We start from the raw sequence: 24,999 nt of genomic DNA, 5'->3' as shown, positions 1-24,999 counted from the left end.
CGGATGTTCGCCGGAAACTATCTGATCGGGCTGCGCGAGGGGCTGGAGGCCAGCCTCGTCGTCTGCATCCTGGTGGCGTACCTGGTCAAGACCGGGCGGCAGGAGGCGCTGAAGCCCGTCTGGCTGGGCATCGGCCTGGCCGTCGCGCTCTCCGTGCTCTTCCAGGCGGCGCTGCAGCTCACCGAGAACGAGCTCACCTTCGAGGCGACCGAACTGCTCGGCGGCACCCTGTCGATCATCGCGGTCGGGCTCGTCACCTGGATGATCTTCTGGATGCGCCGCACGGCGCGCCATCTGAAGGCCGAGCTGCACGGCAAGCTGGACTCCGCGCTCGACATGGGGCGCGGCGCGCTGGTCCTCGTCGCCTTCCTGGCCGTGGGCCGTGAGGGCATGGAGACGTCGCTCTTCGTCTGGACCAACGTGCGCACCAGCTCCGAGGGCTCCAACCAGCCGATGCTGGGCGCGCTGCTGGGCATCACCACGGCGGTCGTCATGGGCTACCTCTTCTACCGCGGAGCGCTCCGCATCAACCTGGCGAAGTTCTTCACCTGGACCGGCGCGATGCTGGTGGTCGTCGCCGCGGGCGTGCTGGCCTACGGCGTACACGATCTGCAGGAGGCGGACTTCGTGCCCGGGCTGGCGGACAAGGCGTTCACCATCGACGCCTTCGACTCGGGCAGCTGGTACGGGACGCTGCTGAAGGGCGTGTTCAACTTCCAGCCGGATCCGACCTGGCTGCAGGTGACGTTCTGGACGCTGTACCTGGTCCCGACGCTGTACCTGTTCCTGCGCCCGGCGAAGACCCCGGCGGCGACGCCGTCGGCCGCGCCGGCGACGGCGGGCGCGCAGGGCGAGTAGCGCTCACGCCGAGGCCCCGCACTCCGTCTCCGGGAGTGCGGGGCCTCGTTGCGTATCCGTCTGGGATTACGTCAGAACCAGCCGGCCGCCGCGCGCGCGTCCTCCTCCGCCGCCTCCGAACCGGCGTAGGTGGCGCAGGCGTCGGTGAGCGTCTCGAGCAGCGTCAGAGCGTCGGGCAGCGGCAGCTCGGGGCCCCGCAGCCAGCCCACGGTGGCGCCGTCGGGCAGCCGGGACGGGGGCAGCAGCACGTAGCTGCCGCGGCAGTGCCAGCGCAGTCCCGGGTGCTCCGCCATGGTCTCCGGATGGCAGTCCAGCTCGCACGGCCACCACTCGTCCTCGTCCTCGGGGGTGCCGCGGGTGGTGGTGAAGAAGAGCATCCGCGACGCGTCGGCGGCCACGGGGCCCAGCTCCACACCCGCCTCCTCCAGCGCGGCGAGCGCGGCGCGGCCGGCCTCCAGGGGTACGTCGAGGACGTCCGCGGTGATGCCGGTGGCGACGATGAAGTTGGCCTCGGGGTGGCCGGTCAGCCACTGCCCGACGCGCTGGGCGTCGGTGCTGGCCTGGGTGTGCCAGGCGAAGGAGACGGGGTGCCGGGCGGGCGTGGGACAGCCGACACGGTCACAGGAGCAGCCGTAACCCTCGGGGTGCGCGGCGGGCGCCACCGGCAGCCCCGCACGGGCGGCGGCCAGAACCAGCCCCTCCCGCTCGGCCGCCGCTCCCGCCGGATCCGCGCCCTGAGACCTGCTCCGGCGCTGCAGCCACTGCGGGATCCTGCTCGTCCGTGCCATATAAGTCCTCGGCTCCCCTCACCTCACGCCACCGCGACCGGCGGCCGGGTCGTCGAGCCCGGGGGCCGGTAGGCCAATGCTGCCACGATCGGACAGCCCTCTCAGCCACACTTGGCGGAACCCGTACGCACCCCGCGGGCCCGCGCCCAGGCGAACCCCGCCTCCGCCCACGCCCGCCCCCGCAGCCGACACCGGAATGTAGCCCGAGCTATTCCGACCCGTGACCCCCAACAAGCGGCCCGCTGCCCACGGGGACCGGTCCCTGCCGGGGGCTGGGGCCTGCCGGGGTGCCCCTTGTCCGGGGGCTGGTCCTTAGCGGAGGGCTGGTCCCTGCCGGGGGGATCTCCGCGGATGCTGATCCGTGTCAGTGAGCTGTGCAACTGGGCCACCCCCTGCCGGGACCGGAGGAGCTGGTGCTACGGGTGGGCTGCCCATGTCCAGAGCCGCCCCTGCCCCGGAGGGTCCCTTCCGACGGCCGTTGCGGGTCATGCCCGGGTGTCCGTTCCGGGGATTGCCCTCCGGGTGCTCCGTGGCGGGGGTTACCGGCCGGGGTTCCGCGGCGAGGGTTCCGTGCTGGGGTCCCGGCGGGGGTTCGGTGCCGGGGGTCCCGGCGGGGGTTCGGTGCCGGGGGTCCCGGCCGGGGTTCGGTGCCGGGGGTCCCGGCCGGGGTTCGGTGCCAGGAGGTTCCCCGCCGGGGTTCCGTGCCGGGAGGTTCCCCGCCGGGGATCCCTCGCCAGGGGCAAACCGCCGGCGCCCAGGCACAAGGGCGAAGGGCCCACACCCAGCCCGTCCGGCGCTTGAGGACGAGGCGCGCAGCACCGACACACCGGCCGCCAGGCACAAGGCCGAAGGGCCCACACCCAGCCCGTCCGGCGCTTGAGGACGAGGCGCGCAGCGCCGACACACCGGCCGCCAGGCACAAGGGCGCACGGCCCATACCCAGCCCGGCCGGCGCTTGAGGACGAGGCGCGCAGCGCCGACACACCGGCCGCCAGGCATCGGGGCGCACGGCCCGCGCCCAGCCCGGCCGGCGTTTGAGGCCGAGCGCCGTCCAGGCGCGATGCGGGCGCAGCCCGCGGAGGGGGTCCGGGGGCGGAGCCCCCGCAGCGCGACGCAACCCGCGGGGCCACCCCGCGCGGAGCGGCCCGCAGAGCGCGCCCGCGCGCGCGAGGCGCCCCCGCCGGGATGAACGCGACACGAAACCCTCACGCGAAGCCTGCGTAAACGGCGCCCCAGGCGCCACGATGCACGTACCGGAATAACCCGACCATGTGAGGAGCCCTCATTGCGCACTGCCCCGCCCCGCCGCTACCTCATGTGCCCACCCACGCACTTCGAGGTCAGCTACTCCATCAACCCCTGGATGGACCCCGCGAAGCCCGTCGACCCGCAGCTGGCCCTCACCCAGTGGGAGGACCTCAAGCGCACGTACCTCTCCCTCGGCCACACCGTCGAGCTGCTCACGCCGCAACCCGGCATGCCCGACATGGTCTTCGCCGCCAACGGCGCCACCGTCATCGACGGCCGCGTCCTCTCCGCCCGCTTCGCCTTCCCGCAGCGCGCGGGCGAGGCACTGGCCCAGCGCAAGTGGTTCCAGGCGCAGGGCTACGCCGACATCCGCATCCCCGAGCACGTCAACGAGGGCGAGGGCGACTTCGCCGTCACGAGGAACCTCCTCCTCGCGGGCCGCGGCTTCCGCGCCAGCCCCGCCTCCCACGCCGAGGCACAGGAGTTCTTCGGCCGCCCGGTGATCGGCCTGGACCTCGTCGACCCCCGCTTCTACCACCTCGACACCGCCCTGTGCGTCCTGGACGACTCCACCGACACGGACGTCATGTACTACCCGGGCGCGTTCTCCCCCGGCAGCCGCGAGGCACTCGCCCGCCTCTTCCCCGACGCGGTCATCGCCGAGGAGGCCGACGCGCTCGCCTTCGGCCTGAACGCCGTCAGCGACGGCCGGCACGTCCTGCTCCCGCAGGCCGCCGCGGGCCTGTGCGCCCCGCTGCGGGCCCGCGGCTACGAGCCCGTACCGCTGGACCTGACAGAGCTGCTGAAGGGCGGCGGCAGCGTGAAGTGCTGCACGCTGGAGATCAGAGTGTGAGATCCCCGGGGGGCCACGCGTCCCCCCACTCCACGTCACGGGCCGCCCGGTACAGCGGCCCGTGGCGCTTGGAGACGTTCTCCCCGGCCAGCCCGTCCTCCGCCGTGCACAGCCGCAGCATGACGAGCCCCTTGCGGATCTGCGGATGCCGGACGACCCGGTTCGCGGCCGGCCGCACCGGGAACCGCACCGCGGCGACGTACGAGAACTTCTCGTCCTCGTGCCCCAGCGCCCCGCCCTTGACCTTGCGGTGCAGCGAGCTGCGCTGGACGCGCGCGGCGAAGTGGCACCAGTCGACGGCGGGCTCCGCCGGGTTCGCGGCGGCCATGATCGGGCACGTGCCGTCGTGCGGACAGGGCGCGGCGACGGTGAACCCGGCCTCGATCAGCCGGCCGCGGGCCTCGATGACCCGGCGGTAGCCGTCGGGCGTACCGGGCTCGACGACCACCACGGCCTGCGCGGCGTCGGCCGCCGCGTCCACGACCGCGGCGCGGTCGGGCCCGGTGAGCTCCCCGAGGACGTACGACACGGTGACCAGGTCCGTGTCCGGCAGCTCCAGCCCCGTACCGACGACCTGCCGCCGCCACTCGACGCCCGCGAGCGCGGGCAGCCCGGAGCCGGCGGCGAGCTGCTTGCCCAGCTCCAGCGCGGGCTCCGCCCAGTCGATGACCACGGTGTCGCGCTCGGCGGGCCACGCGTCGGCCACCGCCCAGGTCGCGGCGCCGGTGCCGCCGCCGATGTCGACGTGGCTCGCGGGCGCCCAGTCCCCCGCCGCCGTACGCAGCGCGCCGAGGGCGGCGCGTACGGACTCGAAGGTGGCCGGCATCCGGTAGGCCGCGTACGCCGCCACGTCCGCGGCGTTGCGCAGCACGGGCGCGGCGGTGGGGGTGGCGCCGCGGTAGTTCTCGATCAGCCGGTCCACGGCCTGCGCCGCCTGCCGCGCCGGCAGCCCGTCCAGCGCGCCGGCCAGGGTGCGCCGCAGCGCGTCCTCGGTCTCACTCACCGGACGAGTCTAGGCGTGCGCACGCACATCGCCAGGAACGCGAGCCCCGCCAGCGCGGAGCACGTCACCTGGACCACCGCCATCGGCACCGCGGTCCGCTCACCGGCGACGCCGACGAGCGGCGAGGCGATGGCCCCGGTGAGGAACGCCGACGTTCCGAGCAGCGCGGACGCCGAGCCGGCGGCGTCCTTGGCGCGCATCAGGGCGAGGGCGTTGGCGTTGGGCATGACGAGGGCCAGCGACGACATCAGCACGAAGAACCCGGCGGCGAAGGGCGCGAGCCCGAGGTCGCCGAACACCCCGCACGCCATCAGCAGCAGGGCCGCCGACGCCCCCGCCACCAGCACCAGGCCGACGGCCAGCACCCGGTCGAGGCTGACCCGGCCCACCAGGATCCGCCCGTTGACCTGGCCGACGGCCACCATCCCCAGCGCGTTCGCGCCGAACAGCAGGCTGAAGGTCTGCGCGGACGCCCCGTGGATCTCCTGGACGACGAACGACGACGCCGACACGTACGCGAAGAGCGCCGCGAAGGCGAAGCTGCCGGACAGCAGGTAGCCGGTGAAGCGGCGGTCCGCGAGCAGCCCGCGCAGCGCGCCCAGCGTGCTGCGGAAGCCGCCGGAGTGGCGGGCGGACGGCGGCAGCGTCTCGGGCAGCCTGCGCGCCACGACCGCGGTGATCGCGGCCCCGATCACCGCCAGCACCACGAACACCCCGCGCCAGTCGGTGAAGCGCAGCACCTGGCCGCCGAGGACGGGCGCGGCGATCGGCGCGATACCGGAGACGAGCATCAGGGACGAGAAGAAGCGGGCCATCTCCAGCCCGTCGTACATATCGCGCACCACGGCCCGCGCGATGACCACGCCGGCCGCCCCGGCCAGCCCCTGGACCAGCCGGAACCCGGTCAGCGTCGCCACGTCGGGCGCCACCGCGCAGGCGGCGGTGGCCACGACGTACACGAGCATCCCGGCGAGCAGCGGGCGGCGGCGGCCGAAGCGGTCGCTGAGCGGGCCCACGACCAGCTGGCCGAGTGCGAGCCCGGCCAGGCAGGTGGTGAGGGTGAGCTGGATCTGGGCGGCGGTGCTGTGCAGTTCGCCGGCGGCGGCGGGGAGCGCGGGAAGGTACATGTCCATGGACAGCGGGGGCATCGCGGTGAGCCCGCCGAGCATCAGGACGATCAGCAGCCCGGCCCGCCTGCGGGGGGCGAGGGCGGGGCTGCCGGGTACGTCGGTCTGCTCGGCGGTCGGCGCTATGCGGTCGGGACCGCTGTCAGGCATGGGTGCTCCAGCGAAGGGGGGGAGGGCACGGGCGAGGGCCCATTCTCTCAGCCGCGGCGCGGTGGACTGGACCACTGGGGGTCCGTCCCCGGCCCCGGAGGCCGTCCCGGGGGTGAGGTGTGCGTCACCTCCCGCCGTATGGTGATCGCATGCAGGAGCTGTCGAAGGTCGCGGTCGTCACCGGTGCGGGGTCGGGGATCGGCAGGGCGGTGGCGCTCACGCTGGCGGACGCCGGCTGGGACGTCGTGCTCGCCGGCCGGCGCGCGGATCCGCTCACCGGGACGGCGCTGCTGGCCGGCCACCACAGCGCGGTCACCCCGGTGCCCACGGACGTCACGGACCCGGCGGCCGTCGACGCGCTGTTCGCGGCCGTACGGGAGCGGTACGGGCGGCTGGACCTGCTGTTCAACAACGCGGGCCGGTTCGGTCCCGCCGTACCGCTGGAGGAGCTGGCGGTCGAGGACTGGCGGGACGTGGTGGACACCAACCTCACCGGCGCGTTCCTGTGCGCGCAGGCGGCGTTCCGGCTGATGAAGGAGCAGGAGCCGCGCGGCGGCCGCATCATCAACAACGGCTCGGTCTCCGCCCACGCCCCGCGCCCGGACTCGGTCGCCTACACGGCGACCAAGCACGCGCTGACCGGCCTGACCAAGTCCCTGTCGCTGGACGGCCGCAAGTACGGCATCGCCTGCGGCCAGATCGACATCGGCAACGCGGCCACGCAGCTGACCGAGCGGATGCGCACGGGCACCAGGCAGGCGGACGGCAGTACGGCGGTGGAGCCGCTGATGGACGTCGCGGACGTGGCGCGGACCGTGCTGCACATGGCGTCGCTGCCGCTCGCGGCGAACGTGCAGTTCGCGACGGTGATGGCGACGTCGATGCCGTTCATCGGGCGCGGCTGACCGCCTCCTCCCGCCGTACGGCCGGACGGCGCAGGCCCGACGCGACGACGAGCACGCCGAGCGCCGCCACCCCCAGCGGGACGGCCAGCGCGGCGCGCAGCCCCTCCAGCCCCGCACCGGCGCCGACGCTGACGGCGGTGACGGCCGACAGGCCGAGCGCCATGCCGAACTGGGTGGAGGTGTACAGCAGTCCGCCCGCCAGCCCGTGCTCGTCCTCCGCCACCCCGTCGGTGGCGGCCATGGTGAGCGGCCCGTACGCCAGGGCGAAGGCCAGCCCGAGCAGGAACAGCGCCGGGAGCATCGCCGGATACGACCAGTCCGCCCCGACGGGCAGGAACAGCGCGTAGCCGGCCGCGGCGCTGACGAAGCCGCTCAGCGTCACGCGGGTGACGCCGAAGCGCTGCACCAGGCGCGGTGTCAGCAGGGGCGCGAGGACCGCGTCGACGCCCAGCACCAGCATGGCCAGCCCGGTGCGCATCGTGCCCCAGCCGCGTATCTCCTGGAAGTACAGGGTGACCACGAACTGGAAGCCCGCGAAGGCGGCCAGGAACAGCAGCGCGGCCGCGTTGACCCGCACCAGCGGCGCCGAGCGCAGCACCGCCAGCCGCACCAGCGGCGCCGCGGACCGCCGCTCGACCACGACGAACAGCCCCAGCAGCGCCAGCCCCGCGGCGAACACGGCGGCGGTGCGGCCCGGCCCGTCACCGGGATGCTCCAGCCGGACCACCCCGTACGACAGCAGCAGCATCGCCCCGGTGACGGTGAGGCCCCCGGCCAGGTCGAAGCCGCCCGGGGGCCGCGCCGGCCTCCCCGTGTCGCGGACCAGCGCCAGGGTGGCGGCCAGGATCAGCGCCGACAGCACGACCGGCGCGAAGAACACCCACCGCCAGCCGAACGAGGTGAGCACGCCGCCCGCGACGAGGCCGAGGGAGAACCCGGCCGCGGCCGTCCCCGCGTACACGGCGATCGCCCGGGTGCGGACCGGCCCCTCCGGGAAGCCGGACGAGACCAGCGCCAGCCCGGCGGCCGCCAGGAACGCCGCCGCCACCCCCGTGACGAACCGGGCGAGCAGCAGCATCCAGCCCTCGGTGGCGAACCCGCCGAGCCCGGAGAAGGCCAGGAAGACGACCAGCCAGGTCACGAACATCCGGCGGTGGCCCAGCAGATCGGCCGCGCGCCCGCCGAGCAGGATGAACCCGCCGTAGCCCAGCACATAGGCGCTGACCACGCCGCTGAGGGTCCCGGTGGACAGCCCCAGGTCGGCGCGGATCGAGGGCAGCGCGACGTTCAGCATCGCCACGTCGATGCCCTCGAGGAAGATCGCGCCGCACAGCACCAGCAGCACGCCCCACTCACGCGCGGTCAGCCTGGCGGAGCCGGCTGGTCCGGCTGCTCCGGCTGCTCCGGCTGCTCCGGCCGCTTCGGCGCGGGACTCGGGCATCGTCGCCTCCCCCTCGGTATGCGGACCGGAGCGGAGGAACCGGGATCCGCTCCCGGTGAACTGTCCCAAAAGGACCGCCTGTCAGTCGAGTGTGTCCACTTCCCGCCACAACTCGACCTTCCGGAACCGGTTTATGAGCTAGATACTTCTGCCCCATGAGCATTTACGACTCGATCGGCGGCGAGGCCGCGGTCTCGGCAGCCGTGGACGACTTCTACAAGCGGGTACTCGCCGACCCCTCCCTGACGGGGTACTTCGAGGACATCGACGTGGCGCGGCTCAAGGGCCACCAGCGGGCCTTCATCGGCGCCGCGCTGGGCGGCCCGGCGCGCTACAACGGCCGGCCGATGGCCAAGGCGCACGAGGGCCTGGGGATCACCCCGGACGACTTCGGACGCGTCGTCGGCCATCTGGTGGACACCCTGGACTCGCTCGGCGTACCGAGCGAGACGATCGGGCGGATCGGCGACACCCTCGCACCCCTCCAGCAGGACATAGCCCCCGGCCGCGCATAGTTTCTCCGTATGGCGGGACGCCGCGACGAAACACCCGGGAGGGCAGCGGAGCTGCCGCGGATCAGGCCCATGCTGGCCGTGTCCGGGGCGCTGCCCTCCCCCGCGGCGGACGCGGGGTACGGCTACGAGCTGAAGTGGGACGGCATCAGGGCCGTCGCGTACGTACCGGGCGACGGCTCCCTCACCCTGCTGTCCCGCAACGACAACGACGTCACCGCCCAGTACCCGGAACTCGCCCCGCCCCCGGCCGGACTGCCGCCCTGCGTGCTGGACGGCGAGCTCGTCGCCCTCGGCCCGGACGGCCGCCCCTCCTTCGCCGCCCTGCAGCGGCGGATGAACCTCACCCGCGCGGAGCAGATCAGCCGGCTGGCGGCCGAGGTGCCGGTGGACTACATGGTGTTCGACGTCCTCCACCTCGACGGCCGCTCCACCCTGCGCGACCCCTACCGACGCCGTCGCGAACTGCTCGCGGACCTCGCCCTGGACGCCCCGCACTGGGCCGCGCCGCCGTACTGGGAGGGGCACGGCGAGGAGGCGCTCGAACTCACCCGGCAGCACCATCTCGAAGGACTCATCGCCAAGCGTCTGGCCTCCGCCTACCACCCGGACCGGCGCAGCGACGCCTGGCTCAAGATCAAGAACGTCCGCACCGAGGAGGTGTGGATCGGCGGCTGGACCCAGGGCGGGGGCCACCGCCGGGGCACGTTCGGCGCGCTGCTGGTGGGCCTCGAGTCACCGCGGGGGCTGGTGTACGCGGGCAGCGTGGGCAGCGGTTTCTCCGAGCGGGCCCTGGAGACGCTGCAGCCGCTGCTGGACGGTCTGGCCCGCGACACGAGCCCGTTCACGGGCCCGCTGGACGACCGGCACGTGTACAGCCGCGACGTGCACTGGGTGGAGCCGGTGCTGCTGGCGGAGGTCGGCTACGCCGAGTGGACACCGGCCGGCCGGCTGCGGCACCCGGTGTGGCGGGGGCTGCGGACGGACAAGCAGCCGCTGCCGCCAGACGCCGGGGACCCCCCGGACGGGCAGCGGGGGCGGGCCGCCTGAGCGACCCGCCCCGCACGCCTCACAGCGTCTATCCGCGCTCCCGCTGAGCGGAGCGGCGCTGAGCCTGGGGATTCGTCCGGCTGCTGTGCGACTTCGCATCGAAGTGCGCGGACATCCCCGCCTGACGCTGTGAGTCCTTGTAGCGCTCGTTCCTGGCCTCGATCGCCGCCCGATAGGCGGGATTGCCGCTCTCGCGCTGCCTGTGGCCCTTTGTCATGGCGGTTTCCTCCTCATGACGGTGCTCCCACTGTGCCACGAACGGAGTAATCCGGCATTTCGGACCCGATTCTGCTCAACCGGGCAGCCGGAACCGCTCCTCCAGCACGGGCGCCATCAGATCGCCGTACTCCTCGACCCGCTCGACCACCTCGTCCGGCAGGAACGCCAGCTCCTGCGGCGCGGAGCACGCCTCCACCTCGTCCCACCCCAGCGGGGCGGACACCGTGGGCTGCTCCTTCGCGCGTACGACATAGGGCGCGACGGTCGTCTTCGCCCGGTTGTTCTGGCTCCAGTCGACGAACACCCTGCCCCGCCGCAGGGACTTGGTCATCCGGTGCAGGACCAGCTCGGGGTGCCGCTCCTCCAGCCTTACGGCGAGCGCCTTCGCGTACGCGGAGGTGTCGGCCGACGGAGCGCCCTCGATCGGCACGTACAGGTGCAGGCCCTTCGACCCCGAGGTCTTCGGCCAGGCGTCCAGTCCGTCCTCCGCCAGCGCCTCCCGCAGCAGCAGCGCTGCCTGGCAGCACTCGACGACGGTGGCCGGCGGCCCGGGGTCCAGGTCGAAGACGATCCGGTCGGAGAGCTCGGGCTCCGTGACCCGCCACTGCGGCACATGGATCTCGATCGCCGCCAGGTTCACCGCCCACAGCAGGGTCGGCAGGTCCTGGACGAGGACGTGGCGGACGGTGGAGGACTTGCCCTCGATCTCCGCGGTGGCCACCCAGTCCGGCGCGCCGGGCGGCACGTTCTTGGCGAAGAAGCGCTGCCCCTCCACCCCTTCGGGGAAGCGCAGGAAGGAGGCCGGGCGGTCGTGCAGATACGGCAGCAGCGCCCCGGCGATCCGCGTGTAGTAGTGCAGCGCCTCGCCCTTGGTGTAACCGGGGGCCGGCCACAGCACCTTGTCCAGGTTGCTGAGCTTGAGCCGGCGGCCCTCGACCTCGGTGACCGTCGTCATCCCGCGTCAACCGCCCGTCCGGCCACGGGGGATCAGGCCGCCTTCTTCGAAGCGGTCTTCTTGGCGGCCTTCTTGGCGGTGGACTTCTTCGCGGCCGCCTTCTTGGCCGTGGTCTTCTTCGCGGCGGTCTTCTTGGCCGCCGTCTTCTTGGCCGCCGTCTTCTTGGCCGCCGCCTTCTTCGCCGGCATCCTGCTCACGGTGGCCTTCTCCGCCGCGGCGGGCTCCTCCCCGCGCGCCGACTTCGCGGCCTTGACGCTCGCCTCCAGCGCGGCCATCAGATCGATGACCTTGCCCGGCTTCTCCGCCGCCTCCTCGTGCACGACGGGCGGGCCCTCGCCCTCCTTCGAGGCCACCAGCGCCTCGACGGCCGCGCGGTACTCGTCCGTGAACTCGTCGGGGTCGTACCCCCCGAGCGCCTCCATGAACGAGTCGACCATCTCCAGCTCCTGCTTGCGGACGGTCACCTTGTTGTCGGGCGCGATGCCCTCCGCCGAGCGGACCTCGTCCGGCCACAGCATGGTGTGCAGCACCAGCACGCCGTCGTGCACCCGCAGCAGCGCGGGCGCCTCGCGGCTGCGCAGCGCGACCTTGACCACGGCGACCCGGCCGGAGCGCTCCAGGGCCTCGCGCATCAGCACGTACGGCTTGGCCGCCGCGGCGTCGGCGGCCTTGATGTAGTAGGCCCGGTTGAACTGGATCGGGTCGAACTCCTCCGCCTGGACGAACCCCACGACATCGATGATCTTCTTGGAGGGCAGCGGCAGATCGGCCAGCTCCTCCGGGGTCAGCATGACGAGAGTGCCGTCGTCGGTCTCGTACGCCTTGGTGATGTCGGAGTACGCGACCTCCTCGTCCTCCAGCTCGCAGATCCGCCGGTAGCGGATCCGGCCGCCGTCCGTCGCGTGCACCTGTTTGAAGGACACGCCGCGTTCCTCGGTGGCCGAGAAGAGCTGGACGGGGATGCTGACGAGGCCGAAGGAGATGGCACCCTTCCAGATGGATTTCACCGGTTGCGTCCTCTCTGCGAGGTTCACCCCGATGCTACGGGCGCCGGGCGGCGCCCGCCCGGCCGGGCGCACGGTGCGGAATCGATCCGGACGCACGGTGCGGAACCGTTCCGGACATACGCGAGACCCGCGCTGCACGCGCGGGCCTCGCTCTCTGCCGGGACGCGCCCCGGCGGCGCCACTGCGCCGCCGGTCGTCCCTTACGTGCCCTCGCCGCGGGTCTGCCGTCAGGCAGTCAAGGGCGACATTTCCCAATGAAACCCCTACTCCAACCGGGTGTCGACCGGAAGCCGGAGCCGCCCGCCGCGACCTGGGCTGATGACGCGCGGTCAGCACGTTCAGGCGGCGGAGTCCGCCAGCAGCGCGTCGATCTGGTTCACGGCGAGGGTCATGCCCTCCTCCATGCCCATGGAGAGCACCTGCTCCATGGCCTCGCGCGAGCCGTAGACGCTCTCCACGGTCATCACCGTGGCCGCGTCGCCGTCCGCCGAGAGCCGCACGGTCACGTCCGTCTCCGGCAGTTCGGAGCTGGGCTTGCCGGTCTCGTCGCCGAAGCCGTCCCTGAACCGCAGTTCGCGCGGGGCGTCGACGGAGGTGACCCGCCACCACCCGTAGTGCTTGTCGCCCTCCGGCCCGGTCATGAAGTACAGGACCTCACCGCCCGGCTTCAGTTCGTGGTCGACGAACGTCGCCGGGTACGTCGGCGGACCCCACCAGCGCTCGAGCTGCCGCGGGTCCTCCCACACCTGCCACACCCGCGCCGGGGGCGCGGCGAAGCGGGCGGTGAAGGTCAGCGTGCGTGCTTCCAGGTCCTTCTTGACATCGGTCACGGCCATGATGCGTCCTCCTCGCTGTCCGCCGGTCCGGGCCCGGCGAGCATCTCGCCGATCCGGTCCATGCGTCCGCGCCACACCGCCTCCAGCCGGTCCAGCAGCTCACGGACCTCGGCCAGCGCCTGCGCGTTCCCGCGCACGCGCTGCTCCCGTCCGTGCCGCTGCTTGACGACCAGGCCGGCCCGCTCCAGCACCGCCACATGCTTCTGGACGGCCGCGAAGCTCATCGGGAAGCGGCGGGCGAGGTCGGAGACCGAGTGCTCACCGGCCAGGGTGAGCACGACGATCTCGCGCCTCGTCCCGTCGGCCAGGGCGTGGAAGAGGCGGTCGGCGCGCTCGGCGGCGGACTCCTGACTTACAACCATCAGGTTGTACGTTAGCCCCCTCCCGCGGCGGCGGCAACCGGAACGCGCGCTGTCACCCGTTCGGCTGAGCCGCCGTCGTGTGCAGCGGGCGCCCGTCCGGCACGTTCTCCAGCAGCAGCCGGGTGTAAGCGTGGGCCGGCGCCGAGAAGACGGCGTCCCGCTCCCCGTACTCCACGATCCGGCCCCCGGACATCACCGCGACCTCGTCCGACACATGCCGTACGACGGCAAGGTCGTGCGAGATGAACAGCATGGTCAGCCGCGTCTCACGGCGCAGCTCCCCGAGGACGCCCAGCACCTCCGCCTGCACCGAGCAGTCCAGCGCCGAGGTGACCTCGTCGGCCACGATCACCTCCGGCCGCACCGCGAGCGCCCGGGCGATGGCGACGCGCTGCCGCTGGCCGCCGGAGAAGGCGTGCGGGTAGCGGTCCGCGGCGTCGGCGTCCATGGCGACCCGGGCCAGCAGGCCGGCGATCGCCTCGCGGTGGTCGCGGGCCCGGCCCCGGCGCGGGTCGATGGCCTCGGCGAGGGCGTCGCCGACGGTCATCCGGGGGTTGAGCGAGGCGTAGGGGTCCTGCGGGATGAGCTGGATCCGGCGGCGCAGCGCCGCGATCCGGTCGCGGCCCGCGGCGGCCAGGTCCTCCCCGTCGACGAGGATCCGGCCGGACGCGGGCCGCACCAGGCCCACGACGGCCTTGGCCAGGGTCGACTTGCCGGAGCCGGACTCGCCGACGAGGCCGAGGGTGCGGCCTGCCTCGAGGGTGAGGCTGACCTCGTGCAGGACCGCCTTGCGGCGGGGGCCCCAGCCGAAGCCTGCGCTGACCCGGTCCAGTTCGAGTACGGGTGTCATCGCGGCGTTCCCTCCGTGTCGCCGGCCTGCGCCAGCCGTGTGGCGTCGATCGGGCTCTGCCCCGGAACCGCCTCGCGGCCTGCGGCCGCGGATCGCGCCTGGCGGCGCTCGTCCTCAAACGCCGGACGGGCTTGATGTGGTCCCGCCCCGCTGTCGGCCCCCGGCGCGTGGGGGCGGGCTTGATCCGGCCCGTCTCCGCTCTCCGCCTCCAGCGCGTGGGGGCGGGCTTGATGCGGTCCCGCCCCGCTCTCCACCCCCAGCGCGTGGGGACGGGCTTGATGCGGTCCCGCCCCGCTGTCGGCCCCCATTGCCTGGGGGCGGGCTTGATCCAGCCCCGCCCCGCTCTCCGTCCCCAGTGCGTGGCAGGCGGCCGACCCCGACTCCGTCTGCCGCGGCAGTGGGCGCTCCTCCGTGCATACGGTCGTCGCCAGGCCGCAGCGTGGGGCGAAGGCGCAGCCCGGGGGGCGGGTGGCGGGCTGTGGGGGGCGGCCCGGGATCGGGGTCAGGGGCTTGTCCTCGTCGAGCGACGGGGTGGCCGCGAGCAGGGCCCGGGTGTACGGGTGGCGGGCGGCGCCCGCGCGCAGCTGCTCCGCCGTCAGCTCCTCGACCAGCCGGCCCGCGTACATCACCAGCACCCGGTCGCAGACCGACGAGACCACCGCGATGTCGTGGGAGATCAGCAGGATCGCCGTGCCGTCGCGTTCGTTGGCCGCCAGCAGCAGCCGCAGCACCTCGGCCTGGACGGTGACGTCCAGCGCGGTGGTCGGCTCGTCGGCGATCAGCAGCTTCGGCCGGGTGAGCATCGCGGAGGCGATCATCGCCCGCTGCCGCTGGCCGCCGGACAGCTCGTGCGGATGCTGTCCCATCCGCGCCTCGGGCTGGGTGACGTGGGCGCGCCGCAGCTGCTCCACCGCCCGCGTGCGCGCCTCGGTGCGAGAGACGCCCCCGTGCACCCGCAGGGTCTCCGTCAGCTGGCCGCCCAGCTTCAGCACGGGGTTGAAGGAGGACGACGGGTCCTGGTAGACGATGCCGATCTCGGTCGCCAGCCGCCGGGCCGGCGGCTTCCCGGTGAGGTCCAGGTCGCCGACCCGCAGCGCCGCCGCGTCCGCGCGCAGCGGTTCGGGCAGCAGCCGGGCCAGGGACATCGCGGTGAGCGACTTGCCGGAGCCCGACTCGCCGACCACGCCGACGATCTCCCCGGGGGCGATGCTCAGCGACACCCCGTCGACCAGCCGGGTGCCGTCCGGGAGCGAGACGGTCAGGTCCTCGGCGACCGCGACGGCGTCCGCCGCGGGCGCGGGCACGGCGGCGCCCGCCAGCGCCGCCGCGACCCGGGCCCGCCCGCCGCGCGGGCGGTCGTGGTGGGCCGAGGGGTTCATCGCCGCGGCCAGCCCGTCGCCGATCAGGCCGCCCGCCAGGCCCGCCACCACGATGGCGAGGCAGGGGGCGAGTACGGGCGCCGCGTTGTTGTAGATGTCGGGCAGGTTGTCGGCGAGCAGCTTCCCCCAGTCGTACGACGGCAGTTGTACGCCGATGCCGAGGAACGACAGCCCGGTCAGCGCCTTCAGCGCGACGGTGAACGCCACCGAGACCAGCACGAGCAGCGGTTCGGCGATGTTCGGCACGATGTGCCGGCGCAGCAGCCGCAGCGGCGGTACGCCGAGCAGCCGGGCGGTGGAGACGAAGTCGCGGTTCGCGGTGTTCGCGGCGAGGTTCGTGGTCAGCCGGGCGAACGCCGGGCAGGTTGCGAGTCCGATGGCCACCACGGAGGTGCCGGCGCCGGGCCCCAGCACGGCGGCGACGATCATCGCCAGCAGCACGGCGGGGTAGGAGATGAGCACGTCGACGAGCCGCTGCCCGGCCTCGCGCACCCGCGGCCCGGCGACCCAGATCGCGGCGCCCAGTCCGATCCCGCCGGCGGCGGCGATCGCGGTGGCGCCGAAGCACATCAGCAGCGTCGTACGGGTGGCCACCAGCGTACGGGCGAGGACGTCGCGTCCCTGCGGGTCGGTGCCCGACCAGTGGTCGGCGCTCGCGCCCAGATGCGGCATGCCGCCGAGCGCCTCGGCCTCCTCGCCCCAGATCCAGGGCGCGGCGGCGGCGAGGACGACGAGGACGGCCATCAGCACCAGGCCCGCGACGAGGCCGGGGGTGAGCCGCGGTCGGCGGCCGTCAGGCGCGGCGGTGGTCATGCGGTGCCTGCCTTCGCGTTGAGGGTCCGCGGGTCGAGGAGGCCCAGGACGATGTCGATGAGGAGGTTCAGCAGGGCGGCGAGCAGGCCGATGACCAGCACCATGCCCTGGATGACCGGGTAGTCGCGGGCGATGATCGCCTTGAAGGAGGCCAGGCCGAGCCCGGGGATGCCGAAGACGGACTCGACGATGACGGTGCCGCCGAGCAGGCCGGTGAGGATCAGCCCGCCCACGGTGAGGGTGCTGGTCAGCAGGTTCGGCAGGGCGTGCCGGGCGTACAGCCGCGGCGCCGGGAGCCGGCGGCCGCGGGCGGTGCGCAGATAGTCCGTGGTGAGCACGGACGCCGTCTCCCGCCGTACGATCCGGGCCAGCGTGCAGATGGGACCGATGCTGACGGCGAGCACGGGCAGCACGAACGCGTCGAGGCTGTCGGCGCCCGACGGGGGCAGCAGCTCCAGCCGCACGGCGAACACCACGACCAGCAGCGTGCCGAGCACGTACTCGGGGACGGCCTGGGCGAGGGCGGTGACTCCGGTGAACAGCGTGTCCAGCGGCCCGCGCCGGCCGCCCCGGCAGACCACGGCCACGGCCATCCCGAGCGGCACGCTCACCACCAGCGCGACGACCATGGCCAGCACGGCGACCTGGGCGGTGAAGGGCATACCGTCGCCGATCATCTTCGCCACGGGCTGGCCTGTCTGGAAGGAGTCCCCGAGGTCGCCGCGGAGCAGCCCGCCCACGTAGTCGCCGAACTGGGCGAGGACGGGCCGGTCCAGCCCCATCTCCTGCCGGGCCTGCACCAGTTGCTCGGGGGTGGCGCCGGCCCCGGCCCGCGCCTGCGCGGGATCGCCGGGCATCAGCTTGACCATCAGGAAGGTGCCGACGACCAGCGTGACCAGCACCGCGGCCAGCCCGACCGCGCGCCGCAGGGCGAACGCCGGCCAGGGTGACCGCGTCCGCCGCGCGGCGGCGGGGGCCGGCGGACCGGCTTCGGAGACGACAACTGCTTCGGCCACGGGCCGCCCTCCTCGGGGGTGCTCACTTCGGTCGTACGTTTCGTCGCGCGTCCCCGGCTCCCGCCGGGCGGGCGCCCCGGGTCACCGCCGCGAAGGGCGGTGACCCGGGGCCCGGTTCACTTCTTCAGGCGCACCGTGCTCATGTCGAGCACCCCGTCGGGGGCCGCCATCTCCACACGCTTGCCGGTCGTGTAGAAGACCTTGATCGCCGCGAGGGGCAGCACATCGCGGTTGGTGAGCAGCGCCTTCTGCGCCCGGCCCCACGCCTCGCACTTGGCCGCCGGGTCGGTCGCGGCCATCGCGGCGCCGAAACCGGCCGCGAACTCCGCGTTGTCCACGCCGCCGAAGTTCCGCCCGGCGGGCGGCTCGGCGCCGGCGAGCATGCTCGCCGGGTGGGTCAGCAGATTGGTGACGTTGACGTTGGGCAGTACGGTCACGTCCCAGTCGCCCTTGTTGCCGAGCACCTCGGTGCCCCAGGTCGTGTTGTCCACGTTGCGCAGCGAGACGTCCGCGCCCGCCGCCTTCAGCGCGGCCTGGACGAACTCGTTGCCCGCGCCCGCGGCGACCGCGTTGGTGCCGACCACGGTGACCTGCACGCCCTTCAGCGCCTTCTTCGCCGCGCCCGGGTCCGGCTTCACCAGCAGCGACTCGTCCGTGCTCGCGCACGGCACCGCCTTGTCCGCGATGGAGGCGAGCACGTCGCCGGAGCCCTTGGTGAGCGTCTGGTTGAACGCGTTGCGGTCCAGCACGGCCCCCACCGCCTCGCGGAAGGCCCGGTCCGCGCCGGGGTGGCCGGCGCGCTCGTTGAACACCACCATCATCCGGACCAGCGGCGCCGGGACGAGGCTGACCTTGTCCTTGGCCGCGGCCAGCCGCGCCGCGTCGGGGCCGGTGATGCCCGCGTAGTCCAGGGAGCCGGCCAGCAGTTCGTTGGCGGCCGTGGACTCGTTGGGCAGGATCCGCATGGTGAGGGTCGCCGGCGCCTCGCCCTGCGGGCTGTTCCCGTACCGCGGCGCCCAGTCGTAGCCGTCGCGGGCGGTGAGGGTGTACGCGGAGCCGGCGACCGTCTTCGTCAGGTACCAGCGCCCCGTGCCCGCGCCCTTGCCCCCGGACTTCAGCAGCGCCTCGTCCTTCAGCGCCTTCGGGCAGATGATGCCGGCCTGCGGTGTGCCCAGGCCGTACAGCAGGTCGGAGTAGGGCTTGGCGAGCTTGACGGAGACCGTGCCGGCCGCGTCGTCCGCGCTGATCTCCGGTGTGTTGCCGGCGCCGAAGGCGGGGTAGCCGCCCGCCTTGGGATCGGCGAGCCGCCGCAGCGAGGCGGCGACGTCCGTCGCGGTGAGCTTCGTCCCGTCGGTGCAGGTGATGCCCTCGTTGAGGGTGAAGACGGCCTCGGACGCCGAGGGCATCTGCCAGCTCTTGGCGAGCCCGCCGACGACCGTGCCGCCGTCGTCGCGGCGCACCAGCGAGTCGTACATGAAGCGGGCCATGACGAGGTCCTGTACGGCCGTGCCCTTGGCCGGGTCCAGCGTGGTCGGGTCGGCGGTGAGCTGCAGACCGGCCGAGCCGCCGCCCGAACCCTCCTTGCCGCCCCCGCCGCCGCTGCCGCCGCTGCTCGTCGTACAGGCGGAGGCCGCCATGCCGAGCAGCGCGACGAGTGCGACGGCGCGGGCCACGCCGTGTGTCTTGACCGAACGTGCCATATCAAGCCTCCAAGAGGGCGCGACAAGCACAGGCCGCGGCGCGGGCCGTGCCTGTTCATGTGTCGGGGGATGCCGTGACGACGCAGGCGCACCGGGGTGCCGGTGGGCGCGTGCGCGGGGATGCGTTGCTCGGTGGGAAGCCGGCCGCGGGCGGTGGCCCGGGCGGGCGCGGGTGGGGGGTCGGCGGAGCGCGGGCGGGGGTCAGGGGAAGGCGGGCGGGCGGTTCTCCGTCCATGGGCGTGCGGCCTCGAGCTGCGCGCACAGCGAGAGGAGCCGGGCCTCGCCGGCGGGGCGGCCGGCGAGCATCACGCCGACGGGCAGACCGTCCGCGTCCCGCCCCAGGGGCAGGCCGGCGGCGGGCTGGCCGCCGGCGTTGAACACGGCGGTGAAGCAGCTGAGTCCGGTCTGGCGGCGGGCCTCCTCGAGCGCGTCGCCCTCCTGGAACCACCGGGGGGCGGGCGGCCGCATCGCCAGCGTCGGGGTGAGCACGGCGTCGTACGGGTCGAGCGCCTCGGCGGCACGCCGCGAGCCCTGGTGGACGCCGGTCATGGCGTCGAGGAACTGCTCGGCCGTCAGACCCCGGCCGATCTCCCGCCACCACCGGCTGAGGGGGCGCAGGTCGTCCTCGGCGGCCGTCTTGGTCAGCAGCGACTGCGTGGCCCACACCGTCATGAAGGTGTCCCGGAGGGTGTCGCCGAAGGGGTTCTCGATCTCGGTGACCTCGTGGCCGAGCGCGGCCAGCAGCTCGGCGGCCTCCCGGTGGACGGCGAGGATCTGCGGGTCCACCTCGATCTCCGGGAGTCCGGGGTCGGCGTAGACCGCGATCCGCAGCTTCCCGGGCTCGCGTCCGGCGTACTGCAGGAAGGTTTCTCCATCAGGCAGCGGCGGCGCCCAGTACGGATCGCCGGCCTGCGGTACGGCGAGCGCGTCGAGCATCGCGGCGGCGTCGCGGACCGTCCGGGACAGCGGGCCCTGGACGGTGAAGCCCGTGACGTCGCTGCCGAAGGGACCGTTGCCGACCCGGCCCCGGGAGGGCTTGAGCCCGAAGATCCCGCAGCATGCCGCGGGGATGCGGATGCTGCCGCCACCGTCGCTGCCGTGCGCGAAGGGCACCAGGCCCGCGGCCACCGCCGCGGCGGCGCCGCCGCTGGATCCGCCGGCCGTACGGGTGGTGTCCCAGGGGCTGAGGGCGGGGCCGGCCACCTCGTTGTCGGTGTAGCCCGCGAGCCCGAACTCGGGGGTGTTGGTCTTGCCGAGGCTGATCGTGCCGGCCTCGCGCAGCAACCGGACCGCGTGGGCGTCCTCGTCCGGGACGAAGCCGTCGAAGGCCTTCGAGCCGAACGTGGTGCGCACGCCCGCGGTGGCGGTCAGGTCCTTGATCGCGGTGGGGACGCCGTAGAGCGGGGGAAGGCCGTCCGGCCCGTCCCGCCGCAGCCGGCGCTCGACCTGTACGGCCTGGTCACGGGCCGACTCGGCGGTTACGGTGACGAACGCGCCGAGCCGATCGCCGTACCGCTCGATCCGGTCCAGGTGGTGGTCGACCAGCTCCACCGGACTCACCTCGCCCGACCGCACGGCCGCGGCCTGGGCGAGTGCGTCGAGTTCGTGCAACTGGGACGGCGCCATTGCGGTCCTCCTGGGCGGAATTCGGTGGGAGGAATCACACCGTCACTCGACCCGCCTGTCAATACCGACCGGTTGGTACGTCGATAACGGTTCAGGCTCCGGGGCGTACGACGGGGGCGGGAGCACCCGGCTCCCGCCCCCGGCCGAACACCCGCCCGGCCCACCCTCAGGCGTGCCGCTCCAGGCCGGTCACCAGCAGGTCCAGCCCGAACTCGAACCGCTCGTCGCCCACATCCCGGGTGAGCTCCCCGGCCAGCGCCCGGGTGTTCGGGAAGTCCGCCTCCGGCAGGGAGTGGAAGTAGTCGCGGATCCGGCCGGTGAACTCCACCCGGGCGGCCTTGCGCTCCTCGTCGGTCACGGCGTCGATGCGCAGGTCGCGCGCCGCGTCGTCCACCACGATCGCCACCAGGTACAGGGCGAGGGCGTCCACCCCGTACGCGCACACCTGCGGGGGCAGTCCGGCCGCCCGCAGAATGCCGAGCATCCCCTCGGCGATGATCATCTGGTTCGGGCCGAGCGGCACCTCCCCCGCCGCCCGCGCCAGATCCCGGTGCGCGGCGAGCCGGCGGCGGCCGTCCCGTACGACTTCCTTGATCTGCTCCTGCCACCGCCCGGGGTCGGGAGCCGGGACGGTCATCCCCTCCTGGGCCCGGTCGAGGAGCAGGGAGAGCAGCTCCTCCTTGTTCTCGACATGGGCGTAGAGCGAGGCCGCTCCGGTGTCGAGGGCCTGCGCGACGCGGCGCATCGAGAGGGCGTCGACGCCCTCCGCGTCGACGATCCGCATCGCCGCGTCCACGATCGCGTCCCTGGTCAGGGCGCGCTTGGCGGGGGCGGCGGGCTTCTTGCGGCGCAGCCAGGGGGGTTCCGGTACCGAGGTCATACGAACACCGTACTTGACACGAACACCGTTCGCACGTAAAACAGTGTTCGCAACCGAACGAACACTGTTCGCGCCGAACGAACGGCGCTCGATCCGCGGAAGGACCCCGCGATGAACGACACCGAAACCCTCCCCGCACCCGACGCGGCGACCGCCCCCGCCGACACCGAGAAGCCCTCGTCCGCCGCCCACCGGCTGCGCTGGTTCGGACTCGCGGTGATCCTCGCCGTCGAGATCATGGACCTGCTCGACGCGATGATCGTCGGGATCGCCTCGCCCTCGATCCGGGCCGACTTCGGCGGCAGCGACACCCAGATCCAGTGGACGACCGCCGGCTACACCCTGGCCTTCGCGGTGCTGATGATCACCGGCGCCCGGCTCGGCGACATCGTCGGCCGCAAGCGGATGTTCCTGCTCGGCACCTTCGGCTTCACCGCGATGTCGGCGCTGTGCGCCGCGGCCGTGAACGCCGAGATGCTGATCGCCTCACGCGCCGCACAGGGCCTGTTCGCCGCCCTCGTCGTCCCGCAGGGCCTGGGCCTGATCAAGCAGATGTTCCCGCCGAAGGAACTGGCCGCCGCGTTCGGCGCGTTCGGCCCGATCATGGGTCTGTCCGCGGTCGGCGGCCCCGTCCTCGGCGGCTGGCTCACCGGCGCGGACCTGTTCGGCCTCGGCTGGCGCACCATCTTCCTGATCAACGTCCCGCTGGGCGTCTTCGCCCTCCTGGCCGCGCTCCGGGTGCTCCCCGAGAGCCGCTCCGCGTCCGGCTCCCGGCTCGACCTGCCCGGCTCGGCGCTGCTCTCCACCGGCATGCTGCTGCTGATCTTCCCGCTGATCCAGGGCCGCGAACTCGGCTGGCCCGCCTGGTGCTACGCCGCACTCGCCGCCGCGCTCCCGGTGCTCGCCCTGTTCGGCTGGTACCAGCGCCGGCTCGCCGCCCGCGGCGGCTCCCCGCTGGTGGAGCCGGGCCTGTTCGCCAACCGCGCGTTCGTCTCCTCGCTCGGGGTCGGCACGCTGTTCTTCGCCGGGATGTCCGGCCTGATGCTGATCCTCACCCTGTACCTGCAGCTGGGCCTCGGCTTCAGCCCGATGCACGCCGGTACGAGCATGATCCCGTGGGCCGCCGGCATGGTGGTCGGCGCGATCCTCTCCGGCGCGGTGCTCGGCCCGAAGTTCGGCCGCAAGACCCTGCAGGCCGGGCTGGTCATGATGGGCGCCGCCGTCTCCTGGCTGGCGTGGACGATCCACACCGGCGGCACGTCGCTGTCCTCCTGGGACCTGCTCGCGCCCCTGCTGCTGACCGGCTTCGCCATGGGTATCGCGGTCGGCCCGTTCTTCGACATCGCCATCGCCGGCGTCACCGAGGAGCAGACCGGCTCCGCCTCGGGCGTGATGAACGCCAACCAGCAGCTGGGCGCGTCGATCGGTGTCGCGGCGCTGGGCACGGTGTTCTTCTCGACCGCCGCCTCGGACGGCTGGACCGCCGCCGGCCAGTGGGCGATGCTCCTCTCCGCGGGCGCGTTCGTCCTGGCGGCGGCCGCGGCGCTGATGATGCCGCTGAAGGCGCGGCCGGAGGGGGCGGGCCACTGACACGCGCCCCGCGGGGGCGGGCCACCGACACCGGACACCCGGTCGCGTACATCCGGAACCGCCCGGCGCTCAAGGCGCCGGGCGGTTCGGTGTGCGCGGGGGTTCGAGACCCCGGCGGGGGGACCTCAGGGACAGACGTCCGGCTCCCGGCGAATCAGAAGGTGAGCTTCCAGCTGTCGATGAAGCCGGTGTCGTACGTGGCCACGTCCTGGACGCGCAGCAGCCACACGCCGTCGGCGGTCTCGGACGAGGCGTCGACGGTGTAGGTGGCGAGGACGTTGTCGGCCGAGTCGCTGGAGCTGGAGTTCTTCAGCCGGTACGCCGAACCGTCCGGCGCCACCAGGTCGATGACCAGGTCGCCCCGCCAGGTGTGCTTGATGTCGACGGACGCCTTGAGCGCGGCGGGCGCGTTCCCGCCGACGCCGCTGACGGTGACCGGGGAGGTCACGGTGGTGTTGTCGGGGATGGTGACGTCCGCGGTGTTCTCGAAGGAGGGCCCGGGCGGGACCGGCACCTCCGTGCCGAGGGTCCAGACGGCGTACGCGAGGGCGTCGCTGTCCCGGTCGAGCGCGGTGTCGCTGATGTTGGACGCCGTATCGCAGGAGGAGTGGTAGCAGCGGTCGAAGGCCACACCCGCCGTACCGCCCCACTTCTGCGCCTGGGCGGAGGTCTTGAGCCGGCTCGCGCCCGTGAAGAGCCCGCCGACGGGGATGCCGGCGTTCTTGAACGAGGCGTGGTCGGAGCGTCCGTCGCCCTCGGTCTCGATCTCCGTCGGTACGCCGAGGGAGGCGAAGTAGTCCTTGAAGACCTTCTCCAGCGCCGGATCGTCGTCGTAGACGAAGTAGCCGGGGTTGGGCGAGCCGATCATGTCGAAGTTCAGATAGCCGCTGAACTTCGCCCGCTCGGTGGCCGGCAGGCTGCTGACGTAGTACTTGGAGCCGACGAGCCCCAACTCCTCCGCGCCCCACCAGCCGAACCGCAGGTGCTTCGTGGGCTGCAGCCCGGCCCGGGACACGGCGAGGGCGGTCTCCAGCACGGCCGCGGAACCGGACCCGTTGTCGTTGATACCGGGCCCGGAGGTCACGGAGTCGAGATGCGCGCCGGCCATCAGCACCTGGTTCGGATCACCGCCGGGCCAGTCGGCGACCAGGTTGTAGCCGGTGCTGCCGTTGTACGTGAACTGCTGGACGACCGTGGTGAATCCGGCGGCGTCGAGCTGCCCCTTCACGTAGTTGACCGAGGCCAGATACCCGGACCGGCCGTGCGCCCGGTTACCGCCGTTGGCGGTGGCGATGGACTGCAGCTGCGCGAGATGGGCCTTGACGTTGGCGACGGGGATGTCGGGCGCCGCGACGACCTGGGCAGCGGTGGCTGCGGGTGCGCCGGCGGTGGGGGCAAGCACGCCAACGGCCAGGGCGGTCAGCACCCCGGCCGTGGTACGGAGCTTGTGCGCACGACGTAAGGACATGGGCACTCCCAGAAGTGGAGTAGGTTGACGTGCCCATGAGGATCCCCGCCCCGAGACGGAGCGTCAAGAACGCAAAACGGACGTGAACGGCCGGATATCGGACGGATGACGACCTCACACGAGGCGCGAAGCGGACCGGCCCCCACCCAGCCCGTCCGGCGTTTGAGGACTGAGGCGCGCAGCGCCGAACCGCGCCGCAGGCGCCAGCGCAAACCGCACGCTTGCAGCACGACCGGCACCGCTCCAGCCCGTCCGGCGCTTGAGGACTGAGGCGCGCAGCGCCGAACCGCGCCGCAGGCGCCAGCGCAAACCGCACGCTTGCAGCGCGACCGGACTACCGCCTCAGCCCGTCCGGCGCCTGAG

Annotated in this window: 21 protein-coding genes; 6 read left to right on the top strand and 15 right to left on the bottom strand. The window is 73.3% G+C overall.

Annotated elements, in window-relative coordinates; translation table 11 throughout:
• Positions 1-3: 3 nt before the first annotated feature.
• Positions 4-858: an iron uptake transporter permease EfeU gene (gene efeU, locus AB0M28_RS14545; RefSeq protein WP_365403240.1), complete on the top strand. Its 855-nt coding sequence runs from the start codon at positions 4-6 to the stop codon at positions 856-858.
• Between the two features lie 71 nt (positions 859-929).
• Here efeU and AB0M28_RS14540 read toward each other — a convergent pair whose 3' ends face one another.
• Positions 930-1,646 carry a bifunctional DNA primase/polymerase gene (locus AB0M28_RS14540; protein ID WP_365403237.1) on the bottom strand — a complete coding sequence of 239 codons (717 nt, stop codon included), beginning with the start codon at positions 1,644-1,646 and terminating at the stop codon, positions 930-932.
• Positions 1,647-2,931: 1,285 nt separating this feature from the next.
• Here AB0M28_RS14540 and ddaH point away from each other — a divergent pair.
• Positions 2,932-3,747, top strand: coding sequence for a dimethylargininase (gene ddaH / locus AB0M28_RS14535; protein WP_365403234.1), 816 nt, complete (start codon positions 2,932-2,934; stop codon positions 3,745-3,747).
• On the opposite strand, the gene AB0M28_RS14530 is transcribed toward ddaH, so the two are convergent.
• Positions 3,737-4,750 (bottom strand): small ribosomal subunit Rsm22 family protein, encoded by a 1,014-nt coding sequence (locus tag AB0M28_RS14530; RefSeq protein WP_365403231.1) that lies wholly within the window; start codon positions 4,748-4,750, stop codon positions 3,737-3,739. The two genes, ddaH and AB0M28_RS14530, sit on opposite strands and share 11 nt — an antisense overlap.
• Entirely contained in the window at positions 4,747-6,027 is a 1,281-nt protein-coding gene (locus tag AB0M28_RS14525) for a multidrug effflux MFS transporter (protein WP_365403228.1), read from the bottom strand. The genes AB0M28_RS14530 and AB0M28_RS14525 overlap by 4 nt, the downstream gene beginning before the upstream one ends.
• Positions 6,028-6,176: 149 nt before the next feature.
• Between AB0M28_RS14525 and AB0M28_RS14520 the strand changes: the two genes are divergently transcribed.
• Complete coding sequence (locus tag AB0M28_RS14520) at positions 6,177-6,932, top strand: SDR family oxidoreductase (protein ID WP_365403225.1); 756 nt, start codon at positions 6,177-6,179, stop codon at positions 6,930-6,932.
• Here AB0M28_RS14520 and AB0M28_RS14515 read toward each other — a convergent pair.
• Positions 6,916-8,298, bottom strand: a complete 1,383-nt coding sequence (locus AB0M28_RS14515) for an MFS transporter (protein ID WP_365403288.1) — start codon at positions 8,296-8,298, stop codon at positions 6,916-6,918. The genes AB0M28_RS14520 and AB0M28_RS14515 overlap by 17 nt on opposite strands.
• Before the next feature lie 230 nt (positions 8,299-8,528).
• On the opposite strand from AB0M28_RS14515, the gene AB0M28_RS14510 reads away from it, so the two are divergent.
• Both AB0M28_RS14510 and ligD (AB0M28_RS14505) read left to right on the top strand, forming a co-directional pair.
• Positions 8,529-8,888 (top strand): group 1 truncated hemoglobin, encoded by a 360-nt coding sequence (locus AB0M28_RS14510; protein WP_365403223.1) that lies wholly within the window; start codon positions 8,529-8,531, stop codon positions 8,886-8,888.
• A 9-nt stretch (positions 8,889-8,897) separates the two neighbouring features.
• Positions 8,898-9,935 carry a non-homologous end-joining DNA ligase gene (ligD, locus tag AB0M28_RS14505; protein ID WP_365403220.1) on the top strand — a complete coding sequence of 346 codons (1,038 nt, stop codon included), beginning with the start codon at positions 8,898-8,900 and terminating at the stop codon, positions 9,933-9,935.
• A 292-nt stretch (positions 9,936-10,227) separates the two neighbouring features.
• On the opposite strand, the gene ligD (AB0M28_RS14500) is transcribed toward ligD (AB0M28_RS14505), so the two are convergent.
• From ligD (AB0M28_RS14500) to AB0M28_RS14455, 10 genes are all read right to left on the bottom strand, one after another.
• The gene (ligD, locus tag AB0M28_RS14500; protein ID WP_365403218.1) at positions 10,228-11,109 is read right to left on the bottom strand and encodes a non-homologous end-joining DNA ligase; all 882 of its coding nucleotides are present in this window, start codon (positions 11,107-11,109) and stop codon (positions 10,228-10,230) included.
• A gap of 32 nt (positions 11,110-11,141) precedes the next feature.
• A complete protein-coding gene (locus AB0M28_RS14495) occupies positions 11,142-12,116 on the bottom strand; it encodes a Ku protein (protein ID WP_365403215.1) in 975 nt (324 codons plus the stop codon).
• Positions 12,117-12,454: 338 nt separating this feature from the next.
• Complete coding sequence (locus AB0M28_RS14490) at positions 12,455-12,952, bottom strand: SRPBCC domain-containing protein (protein WP_365403212.1); 498 nt, start codon at positions 12,950-12,952, stop codon at positions 12,455-12,457.
• The gene (locus tag AB0M28_RS14485; RefSeq protein WP_365403209.1) at positions 12,943-13,314 is read right to left on the bottom strand and encodes a metalloregulator ArsR/SmtB family transcription factor; all 372 of its coding nucleotides are present in this window, start codon (positions 13,312-13,314) and stop codon (positions 12,943-12,945) included. Before AB0M28_RS14485 ends, AB0M28_RS14490 begins: the two co-directional genes overlap by 10 nt.
• A gap of 52 nt (positions 13,315-13,366) precedes the next feature.
• Positions 13,367-14,164 (bottom strand): ATP-binding cassette domain-containing protein, encoded by a 798-nt coding sequence (locus tag AB0M28_RS14480; RefSeq protein WP_365403206.1) that lies wholly within the window; start codon positions 14,162-14,164, stop codon positions 13,367-13,369.
• Complete coding sequence (locus AB0M28_RS14475; protein ID WP_365403203.1) at positions 14,161-16,356, bottom strand: oligopeptide/dipeptide ABC transporter ATP-binding protein; 2,196 nt, start codon at positions 16,354-16,356, stop codon at positions 14,161-14,163. Before AB0M28_RS14475 ends, AB0M28_RS14480 begins: the two co-directional genes overlap by 4 nt.
• Positions 16,353-17,372 carry an ABC transporter permease gene (locus AB0M28_RS14470; RefSeq protein WP_365403201.1) on the bottom strand — a complete coding sequence of 340 codons (1,020 nt, stop codon included), beginning with the start codon at positions 17,370-17,372 and terminating at the stop codon, positions 16,353-16,355. Before AB0M28_RS14470 ends, AB0M28_RS14475 begins: the two co-directional genes overlap by 4 nt.
• A gap of 116 nt (positions 17,373-17,488) precedes the next feature.
• Complete coding sequence (locus AB0M28_RS14465; RefSeq protein WP_365403198.1) at positions 17,489-19,072, bottom strand: ABC transporter substrate-binding protein; 1,584 nt, start codon at positions 19,070-19,072, stop codon at positions 17,489-17,491.
• Between the two features lie 201 nt (positions 19,073-19,273).
• Positions 19,274-20,698, bottom strand: a complete 1,425-nt coding sequence (locus AB0M28_RS14460; RefSeq protein WP_365403195.1) for an amidase — start codon at positions 20,696-20,698, stop codon at positions 19,274-19,276.
• 166 nt (positions 20,699-20,864) lie between these two features.
• The gene (locus tag AB0M28_RS14455; protein WP_365403192.1) at positions 20,865-21,578 is read right to left on the bottom strand and encodes a TetR/AcrR family transcriptional regulator; all 714 of its coding nucleotides are present in this window, start codon (positions 21,576-21,578) and stop codon (positions 20,865-20,867) included.
• Between the two features lie 111 nt (positions 21,579-21,689).
• On the opposite strand from AB0M28_RS14455, the gene AB0M28_RS14450 reads away from it, so the two are divergent.
• Positions 21,690-23,168 carry an MFS transporter gene (locus AB0M28_RS14450; RefSeq protein WP_365403190.1) on the top strand — a complete coding sequence of 493 codons (1,479 nt, stop codon included), beginning with the start codon at positions 21,690-21,692 and terminating at the stop codon, positions 23,166-23,168.
• A gap of 154 nt (positions 23,169-23,322) precedes the next feature.
• Here AB0M28_RS14450 and AB0M28_RS14445 read toward each other — a convergent pair whose 3' ends face one another.
• Positions 23,323-24,636: a M28 family peptidase gene (locus AB0M28_RS14445; RefSeq protein ID WP_365403187.1), complete on the bottom strand. Its 1,314-nt coding sequence runs from the start codon at positions 24,634-24,636 to the stop codon at positions 23,323-23,325.
• Positions 24,637-24,999 lie beyond the last annotated feature (363 nt).

Source organism: Streptomyces sp. NPDC051940 (genome assembly GCF_040680895.1).
Lineage (GTDB): Bacteria > Actinomycetota > Actinomycetes > Streptomycetales > Streptomycetaceae > Streptomyces.
The sequence above is the reverse complement of the archived record's forward strand: the minus strand, read 5'-3'. Positions and strand labels throughout refer to the sequence as shown.